This is a genomic window from Okeania sp. SIO3B5 (genome assembly GCF_010692555.1).
GTDB lineage: Bacteria > Cyanobacteriota > Cyanobacteriia > Cyanobacteriales > Microcoleaceae > Okeania.
Map to the genome: position 1 here is coordinate 1 of NZ_JAAHHG010000429.1, position 8,721 is coordinate 8,721.

9 protein-coding genes and 1 pseudogene are annotated in these 8,721 nt (G+C 35.9%); 4 read left to right on the forward strand and 6 right to left on the reverse strand.

Features of this window, described 5'->3' with window-relative positions:
• A pseudogene (locus F6K54_RS34390) lies at window positions 1-180 on the reverse strand (RNA-guided endonuclease TnpB family protein); the annotation flags it as partial.
• Window positions 168-260 (reverse strand): helix-turn-helix domain-containing protein, encoded by a 93-nt coding sequence (locus F6K54_RS43380; protein WP_366558313.1) that lies wholly within the window; start codon window positions 258-260, stop codon window positions 168-170. The pseudogene F6K54_RS34390 and the gene F6K54_RS43380, both read right to left, overlap by 13 nt.
• 277 nt (window positions 261-537) lie before the next feature.
• Here F6K54_RS43380 and F6K54_RS34395 point away from each other — a divergent pair, with 277 nt between their 5' ends.
• The 3 genes from F6K54_RS34395 to F6K54_RS34405 all read left to right on the forward strand — a co-directional run bounded on the left by F6K54_RS34395 (window position 538) and on the right by F6K54_RS34405 (window position 3,429).
• Window positions 538-1,869, forward strand: a complete 1,332-nt coding sequence (locus F6K54_RS34395) for a dihydroorotase (RefSeq protein WP_293088092.1) — start codon at window positions 538-540, stop codon at window positions 1,867-1,869.
• Window positions 1,870-2,713: 844 nt separating this feature from the next.
• Entirely contained in the window at window positions 2,714-2,977 is a 264-nt protein-coding gene (locus F6K54_RS34400; RefSeq protein WP_293088094.1) for a hypothetical protein, read from the forward strand.
• 2 nt (window positions 2,978-2,979) lie between these two features.
• Complete coding sequence (locus tag F6K54_RS34405) at window positions 2,980-3,429, forward strand: type II toxin-antitoxin system VapC family toxin (RefSeq protein ID WP_293088096.1); 450 nt, start codon at window positions 2,980-2,982, stop codon at window positions 3,427-3,429.
• Window positions 3,430-3,595: 166 nt separating this feature from the next.
• Here the strand turns inward: F6K54_RS34405 and F6K54_RS34410 are convergent, their stop codons facing one another.
• Window positions 3,596-4,402, reverse strand: a complete 807-nt coding sequence (locus F6K54_RS34410) for a GIY-YIG nuclease family protein (protein WP_366558314.1) — start codon at window positions 4,400-4,402, stop codon at window positions 3,596-3,598.
• A 50-nt stretch (window positions 4,403-4,452) separates the two neighbouring features.
• Window positions 4,453-5,664 (reverse strand): RNA-guided endonuclease TnpB family protein, encoded by a 1,212-nt coding sequence (locus F6K54_RS34415; protein ID WP_293088106.1) that lies wholly within the window; start codon window positions 5,662-5,664, stop codon window positions 4,453-4,455.
• 478 nt (window positions 5,665-6,142) lie between these two features.
• Between F6K54_RS34415 and F6K54_RS34420 the strand changes: the two genes are divergently transcribed.
• A complete protein-coding gene (locus F6K54_RS34420) occupies window positions 6,143-6,619 on the forward strand; it encodes a nucleoside 2-deoxyribosyltransferase (RefSeq protein WP_293088098.1) in 477 nt (158 codons plus the stop codon).
• 147 nt (window positions 6,620-6,766) lie between these two features.
• On the opposite strand, the gene F6K54_RS34425 is transcribed toward F6K54_RS34420, so the two are convergent.
• Together F6K54_RS34425 and tsaE are read right to left on the reverse strand one after the other, a co-directional pair.
• Window positions 6,767-7,558: a hypothetical protein gene (locus F6K54_RS34425; RefSeq protein ID WP_293088100.1), complete on the reverse strand. Its 792-nt coding sequence runs from the start codon at window positions 7,556-7,558 to the stop codon at window positions 6,767-6,769.
• 237 nt (window positions 7,559-7,795) lie between these two features.
• Entirely contained in the window at window positions 7,796-8,284 is a 489-nt protein-coding gene (gene tsaE, locus F6K54_RS34430; protein ID WP_293088102.1) for a tRNA (adenosine(37)-N6)-threonylcarbamoyltransferase complex ATPase subunit type 1 TsaE, read from the reverse strand.
• Window positions 8,285-8,721: the final 437 nt, after the last annotated feature.

Below are 8,721 nucleotides of genomic sequence, written 5' to 3' on the forward strand. Positions count from 1 at the left end.
GTTTAAATCATTCAATGATTGCTGCAATGGTATAGCAGAAACCTCTGATAACCATTCTCTATTTTCAGTTTTTTTAGCAGATGTGATAAACTGTTTTTGTAGTTCAGATAAGTTGGGTTTATTTTCTCCTAATTTATACTTTTCTTGGCAGGAAGCTAGACTATCATTCACTCGCCACACGGACACAACCAAATAGCTTTGCGCTCTAGGTATTTTTGTCCCGGTGTGGGATAGATACGATACTTAAATCTAGCTTTCATAACCTGACTTTTAAACTAACAACATGATAACATATTTATTGAAGAAAAACCAATTTAAAAGTCGTCCTAGAAGGGCAAGGCGCATACCCCAATTTTTCGGTAAATGTTCTAGTGTTTGAATTGACAATTATAATTATATAGCAATCTTATTTAAGTTGTGAGATGTTGTAAAATATAAAAAATATTACATTTTGCTTAACATCCTACATTATATTTCATTAGCTTTCGCATAAGCTTCTAACTTGTAAGAGTCTCAAATTAAAACTAATTTTTAATCATGTCCCCTACTTCTTCTTTAATAATCCGTCGCCCTCGTATTCTTCTACCTAATGGAGAATTTCTCGTCGGTGATGTGCAAATTCAAGGTCGAGAAATTATTCAGGTTGCTCCAGAAATTTCATCCTCTGAAGCTCCAGAAAAAATTATCGATGCTGAAGGCTTAACTTTATTACCTGGAGTCATCGACCCCCAGGTACATTTTCGGGAACCTGGATTGGAACATAAGGAGGATTTATTTACTGCTAGTCGAGCTTGTGTGAAAGGTGGTGTTACTTCTTTTCTGGAAATGCCTAATACTAAACCTTTGACTACTACTCAAACCGCATTGGATGATAAGTTACAAAGGGCAGCTCAAAAATGTTTGGTTAATTTCGGTTTTTTTATTGGGGCAACGGCAGAAAATTTACCCGATTTATTAACAGCTAATCCTACTCCTGGGATTAAAATTTTTATGGGTTCTATGCACGGACCTTTATTAGTAGATACGGAGGAAAAATTAGAACCTATTTTTGCTAAAGGAAAAAGGTTAATAGCTGTTCATGCAGAAAATCAAGCTCGAATTGATGAAAGAAAAAAAGAATTTGCTGGAATTTCTGACCCTGCTATTCATTCACAAATTCAGGATAATGAGACTGCTTTGTTGGCAACTAAGATGGCTTTGAAGTTGTCGAAAAAGTATGAGCGGAGGTTACATATTTTGCATACTTCGACTGGAGATGAAGCTGAATTATTGCGTCAGGATAAACCTAGTTGGGTAACTGCTGAAGTTACGCCTCAACATTTGTTATTAAATACAAGTGCTTATGAAAAAATTGGTACTTTAGCTCAGATGAATCCTCCTTTAAAATCTGCTTGGGATAATGAAGTTTTATGGCAAGCTTTGTTGGATGGAGTAATTGATTTTATTGCCACAGATCATGCACCTCATACTTTGGAAGAAAAGAGTAAAGGTTATCCAAATACTCCTTCGGGAATGCCTGGGGTGGAAACTTCTTTGCCTTTAATGTTAACTCAAACTATCCAGGGAAGATGTTCTGTTGCTCAAGTTTCTAATTGGATGTCTACTGCCGTTGCTAAAGGTTATGGCATTCCGACAAAGGGAGCGATCGCTCCTGGTTTTGATGCGGATTTAGTATTAGTTGATTTGGATAATTATCGCCCTGTTTTAAGAGAGGAATTAATGACAAAATGTGGGTGGAGTCCGTTTGAAGGATGGAGTTTAACTGGTTGGCCTGTTGTTACTATTGTTGGGGGAGAAGTTGTGTTTAATCGTGGTGAATTTAATTCTGATTTTCGGGGTCGAGCTTTGAGTTTTTCAGATATTTCCTGACTAATTATAGAAGAAGGAATAAAGAAGAAGAAAGAAGGAAGAAGGAAAATCTTAGGTGATTAAATATTTGTAGTACGGGCATCTTGCCCGCGACGGGTGTACCTCACCCTTAGTGGAATCTGCTGTAATTTTTCCCTATTGCCAAAGCAATTCTTTGGCGTTGCTGAAATGTAATGGTAAGTAGCTGAAGGTAAAATTGAAAAACCTACTGTTTTGCGTTGATACTTAACAAAACTTACGCACGGACACTAAATTCAGTGAGGGCGTTTTGCTCCGCAACATATAAAGCGGAGCTTGGCGCTAGCCAATGCCATTCGCTCCTACATATGGCGTTTTCAAGGCGAATTTGCGTAAGTCCTGATTTAATCTAAAAAATCATTACCATTCAGCAACGCCAACTTTTTTCCCGCACAAATTTTTGACATTATGTTGAGCTACAAAAGAAACAGTCTAAAAGGCTAAATATAATTTTAACTAATCAAAATATCTTAAAGATTTGTTTATTCAAATCAAAACTACTTAAATTTAGGCAAAATTATTAAAAATTATCTAACGTACTTGCTTTATTACAGCGATTTGTATCATACTTTAAACATTGATATGATGCTCTACTTGTATCTAACAGTAAAAATATTCTGTTTCTAGGAAGCTAAAAGCCAGTATTTACGTTAAAACCATCCTAAAAATCATAATTTGAACCTCACTATAGATAACGGCAAAAAAACAAATTTCCAATAAGCATAAATACTTGAGTAAATGTAGCTATTGACAAATTCCTTTTTGTTGGTATCTCAACGTAAGCTTTTTTTCGATTAGAGATTAAGTCAGAGGAGAAAAAATTAAAATGTATAAAAAATCAAAAGATCTAACAGAAATCATCAGAAAAGTAGACAGCCTTTCACCAGAAGAACAACTATCTTTAATATCTTATGTAATAGGTAGATTAAAAATGTGTGAAATCAAAAAAAAGCCTAGTAGAGATTGGAAAGACTTAGAAGGAATAGCACCTAATTTACTAGAAGGAATGGATGCTCAAGAGTATGTTACTCGGATGAGACGAGGAGAGTTTCCCGAGTTAGAAATTCAACAAAAGAAATTGAGTAATTAACAGTGAATATAGAAGAAAGTTTCCAGGATGTAACTCATTTATTTATAGACACTGCACCAATTATTTACTACGTTGAACAAAACCCCCGATATCTAGAAACGGCAAGAGCGGTATTTAATTATATTAGCGAAGGTAGTTTAATAGCAGTAACTTCTCCAATTACTTTATCTGAATGTTTAGTACGTCCTTATAGTTTAGGACAGACACAATTACAGCAATACTTTATTGACGTTATTGTAAATGGTAATAATACGATTTTTGTACTTATTGACAACCCTGATATAGCACTAGAAGCAGCTCAAGTCAGAGCAAGATATAATCTACAATTACCCGATACTTTTCAAATAGCTGTAGCATTAGCAGCAGAATGTGAGGCATTTTTAACAAATGACAATGTATTTAGAAGAGTAACAGAATTGACTATATTATTGTTAGATGAATTAGAAATTTGAAGTAGGTTTTAGCTGTTGCCGACATAATATAGATATATAAATATAGATATAAGGAATAACAGCAAATTCAGACAACTTGTTTATTTATAACTGCAAATACGGTTTATTAGCAAAAAACTGAAACAGCATCGCAACAGAAAGTATGAGACATAAAAATCGCTTATTTTTACCACACAAGTTTTTCATTTAGTTTAAAATCATCAGGCAAAAGTTTAAGATTATTACCTAATTTTAAAATATAGTTTTTTGTGATTTTTCCTGTCTCCATATATGGTTCTAGTAAATATAAATTTTTCAGTGCTTCTACTAAAGTAGTTATATTTGTCAGTCTTTTGATTGTGACTCCAAAATTATTGCAACTTGCTAGATTTGGGTATACAGCTTTAAAGACTTTTTTTGAAAGTTCGTACTCAAATAATTCTGCAAAAACAAAAATTACTTGTCTTAAGTTAACTGAATAACAATGTGTTTCTGTTTCATAAGAGCAAAAGCGTTTTTTTGTTCTGTGACGAGTTCTATTAAACAATAATTGACCCATATTTTGCTGACATATAACCAAAATCAGAGGTATATTTTTAGTATCATCAATTCCAGCAATAAACCCACGAATCATATCCCAATCTTCTCTTGGAACTGTAATACCATTGATCGTTTTTAATTTAACCGATGGGAATAAAGGAGTATTAGCTAATTTTAATAGTCGGTGCAACTCAGAAAGTTTCGGGCTTTTTTTTGGCAGATATTCTTTAACTTTAGTATCATTTTGTAGTGGCTTAATTTGCTCAATGTATTTTTTCTCTAAATTATCTAATTCTGATAGAGGTGCTTCAATATAGTAGATATAAACTTTATCCAATCCTTTTCTAGCAAACTGTTTGTAACGATGATGAGTTTTTCCTGCCCAACGCTTTCTTAAGTTTTGAGTTTTACCAATATAAAATATGTTATTTTGCTCATCAGCTATGAAATAAATTCCTGGTACATTAGGAAGAAGAGAACGACTTCGTGAACTACCCCAACTTGCTACGCTGAAGTTGGGGCTTCTGAACTCACAGGGGAGTGCCTCAAGACGGACTTACGCCCAGCTTTTGGTCTTACTTCCCCTCCTTCAGCAGTAGTCCTGGTTCCCAAGACCGATAATTGTCTAATGCCTTCTACTCTAATATTCTTGCTGGCATTTTCATCCCTATCATGGTGTGTGCCACAATTCGGGCAAGTCCACTCTCTAATCTCTAATGGCATTTCTGACATTTGGTAGAGACAATTACAGCAAGTTTTAGAACTAGGAAACCATCTGTCAATTTCTACTAACAAACCACCTTTTTGTTGTAGTTTATAGTCAAGGAAATTGACAAATATTCCCCATCCGGCATCAGATATTGCTTTAGCTAGTTTATGATTACAAACCATACCCTTGATGTTCAAATTCTCAACGACTACTACCTGATTATCATTGACTATTTTTCTGGATAATTTGTGTAGAAAGTCTTGACGGGTATTACTAATACGTTCGTGAACTCTAGCCACTAGCTGGCGTGCTTTTTGCCTTGATTTACTTCCTTTTTTCTTACGAGCTAATTTCGCTTGTTTTCTGGCTAAGTTTCGCTCATGTTTCTTGAGATGTCTAGGATTCTCATATTTAGATGTTTTTTCTCCATCATGGGTAATACAGAAATCTTTTAATCCCAGATCTATACCAACAGTCTTACCAGTTAACACAATCTCAGGAGTTTCTTGTTCAGTGTCGAATAACAATGAGGCATAATACTTTCCTGTGGGTGTTTTAGTAATAGTTACAGTTTTTAATTGACCGTCAAACAATCTATGAATTGAGGCTTTAATTACCCCTACTTGGGGGATTTTCACTCCATTGTCAACTACTTGACAGTTTTGAGGATACTGTGCTGATTGCTTCCCATGATAAGATTTGAATCTCGGGTACTTAGCCCTTTTTTCAAAAAAGTTCTTAAATGCCTTGGTTAAGTTGAGGGTTGTTGACTGCAAAACCTGGGAATAACACTCTTTCAACCATGCAGTTTCTTCAGATTTTTTGAGCTTGGGCAAAACTTGATTCAGAGCAACTTGGCTTAATCCCTTGCCTGTTTGTTGATAAGTTTCATTGCACAGGTTTAAGGCATAATTCCACCACCATCTAGCACACCCCATGACTTGACTTAGTTTTTGGGATTGTTCAGGTGATGGGTAGATTCTGACTTTGATGGCTCTGTACAAAATAGGGCAGAAAAACTCAGGTTGACAATAAATTATTATGGCACAAGAAAAGCTGAAAGTGGTCGCTTTTGCGGATTATCCACTGGTGGCAATTCATCCCCACCCTATAGAGGCAGGGCTGTTTCAAAGTATCGCAAGTTAACGATGAGCGGGAGAATGGGAGTAATGGGGATAAAAGAATAGCAAAATTTACCAAAATTTGCTGATTTTGAGCGCCAATAAGCGTCCCTTTTGCTCTGACTAAAATGGTGAAAAGTCAATTTAATCATAAATTAAAAGCCTCCATCCCCGTGTTGATCTGTCTGGTGTGTCCCCGTGTCTATTGAGAATGAAACAGCCCTGCACCCTATAGAGGGATGGGGAATTCTTGCGACATTGGGTTAAAGAACATTTGCCAGAAAATTTGGGTAAGTTATCCATAATTTTATCTGCTCAACTTTTCGACGAATTTACATGGAATAAGCTGTAATACAAAAGCAAAATGAAAAAAACAATTTATTTAGCTAATCCTTATGGTTTCTCAAAGCAACAAAAAGAACTGTTACTTCCTCCTATAGCCGAAAAATTGAAATCTTTAGGGGCGGAAGTTTGGGAACCATTTGAACGAAACAACCAACAAGACTTCTCAAAGCCAGGATGGGCATACATTATTGCTCAAGCAGATTTGAGTGATGTAAGAAACTGCGATGCTATATTTGCTATTGTCAATGGCACACCGCCTGATGAAGGTGTAATGGTTGAATTAGGTGTGGCGATCGCCCTCAATAAAGAAGTTTTTCTGTTTCGAGATGATTTTCGTCGCTGCACAGATAGTGAAAATTATCCACTGAATCTTATGATATTTGCAGGTCTACCAGAAAAGGGTTGGGAAGATTATTATTATCAGTCTGTGGAAGAAATTGATTCAAAAGACAAAGCTTTATATAAGTGGCTAATGGAAGATTCTGAAATTACTTAAGATCAGATATTATCCCCAAAATCAAATATAAACAGGATTTAGGTAGAGACTCTACTTATGGCGAGGGCGAATGCAATTCGCCCCTACAGATGTTGGTTTAACAGTCAATTTGCGTAAGTCCTGATGGTGTCCGTAGAGGGTTTGATATTATTTGTCTTTCCTCAAACCATAAGCAACAGCACTAAACATTAATAAACCTATTGCAGAAGTAGGCTCGGGAACAGAGGTACTAGGTTCAGGTTCAGAACCTTCTACTGCCAGTGGAGAAAAATTATCAAATGCAAGTCCAACACCATTTGTATTTCCCGTAAAGACTAGACGAATAGCATGAATATCTTTTTGTGGGCGGTCAAAAGACCAAAGCCAAGGAGAAGCTTCTAAGGGAGCAGTTTCTAAGGGAAAAGTACCAGCAGGGCTGACGATAGAATCAATCACAGATAAATCAGACCCCAGTGCTTGAACTTCCCATTGTTCAAATGTTCCTCCTGAACGACCATCAATATCCCAAATTTCGGCCGATGCAGCATTTGTTGGGGAAGTATAAGAAATTAGAAGAGATTCACCATTAGTTAGTGAACCAACTCCCCGTAGAAAAAAACTACCTAACCTGCTTTCAAAACCAGGAGCAGCTATATCAACTCCTCCTCCTTTTGTTGATACAAAACCTATTACAGGATCTGAAGAGCCAACGGCCTCCAACTTGGGTAAAAGTCCGGCATCGGGTAAACCATCCAGATTACGGTCAATGCCAAAAGTTACGCCCAAAGATGAAAACTGATTTGTGATTGGCATATTATCTACAGCGACACTTCCATCAGGAAATTTACCATCCACAGGTTCAAAATTAATCAGAGATGCTGCATTAACTGAAGAATTGGGCAATACACACACAGAGGTAGCTACCACAACACCCATCAATACTTGTTTGATTTTGGTCATAATTATTCGGTCAAAAATACAAAGTTGACATAGAGGGGTTTTATTTTTTTCCCTCTATTAATCTCTTTGTCTAAGGTTTTGACTTTTATGCACCTAATAGTAATGGGTATATGCAAGGTTCCTACGGGATAAATAAACATAGGACTTACGCAGATACGCTATATATAGTACTCAAAACTATTGTCCAATAGTTACTGGACACTATACATACTGCCTTTGCGTAAGTCCTGTAAACATCTAAATTATATCCAAATCCAAATCAAACTTACCAATAGAAATTAATTTAGCCTGCCGCCCACATAGAGTTTCGTCAACAATATTTTCTACATTAGAAAAACTCAAACAAACCCGCAAAAAATTAGGAGGATAATAAACTAATTTTTCAGCCCATTCAATGGCGACAATACCCAAAGGTACTTCCAAACCCTCCCAATAAATCTCCAAATTTAAAGCTTCAATTTCAGAACTTTCTAAGCGATATAAATCAAAATGATAAAGAGGAATTCTGCCAGAAAAATACTCATTAATCAAAGTAAAAGTAGGGCTATCAATTGTTTCTTTTATTCCCAAACCAGTACCAAGACCTTGAACAAAAGTAGTTTTACCACTACCTAAATTTCCCTCCAATAAAATTACACTACCAGCAGGCAAAATTTCCCCTAAACTTTTACCAAGATTGTGAGTTGCTGGAGTATTTTGTAGTGACAAAAAAACTTCTTTATTCATAACTATTTATGGCTTGCTGAAAAAGTATTATGGGTCATTTCAGTTATCAGTTATCAGTTATCAGTTATCAGTACCGACCACTAAAGCTGGAGGCAAGAAAATACTGAACTGAATATTTTTTCATCCCCTTAAAAGGCTATCCCTTACCCATAAGTCTTGAAACCCTTGTGGGGAGCAGGGGAGCAGGGAGCAGGGGAGAAAGGAGAAAAAATCATAGTAGCTAATACCAATTTGATAAATGTTTGCTACAAATAGCTAGTGCCGCTACGCGGAAGTCAAAAGTCAAAAGTCAAAAGTCAAAAGTATTGATCCCACATTCCGCACTTCAGTTTGTATCATTAAAAGTAGTATATAAATCCGTAGCTTTGTAGGTATTTATACTATACAAATCATCTCAATTACTTTTTTCGTCGATCAAATTCTGAGTAAGAAATTTA

What these genes read in the sequence shown, in the direction of transcription:
- F6K54_RS43380 (WP_366558313.1), bottom strand. Translation starts at nt 260, where the DNA reads ATGAAAGCTAGATTTAAGTATCGTATCTATCCCACACCGGGACAAAAA.
- F6K54_RS34395 (WP_293088092.1), top strand. Translation starts at nt 538, where the DNA reads ATGTCCCCTACTTCTTCTTTAATAATCCGTCGCCCTCGTATTCTTCTA.
- F6K54_RS34400 (WP_293088094.1), top strand. Translation starts at nt 2,714, where the DNA reads ATGTATAAAAAATCAAAAGATCTAACAGAAATCATCAGAAAAGTAGAC.
- F6K54_RS34420 (WP_293088098.1), top strand. Translation starts at nt 6,143, where the DNA reads ATGAAAAAAACAATTTATTTAGCTAATCCTTATGGTTTCTCAAAGCAA.
- F6K54_RS34425 (WP_293088100.1), bottom strand. Translation starts at nt 7,558, where the DNA reads ATGACCAAAATCAAACAAGTATTGATGGGTGTTGTGGTAGCTACCTCT.
- tsaE (WP_293088102.1), bottom strand. Translation starts at nt 8,284, where the DNA reads ATGAATAAAGAAGTTTTTTTGTCACTACAAAATACTCCAGCAACTCAC.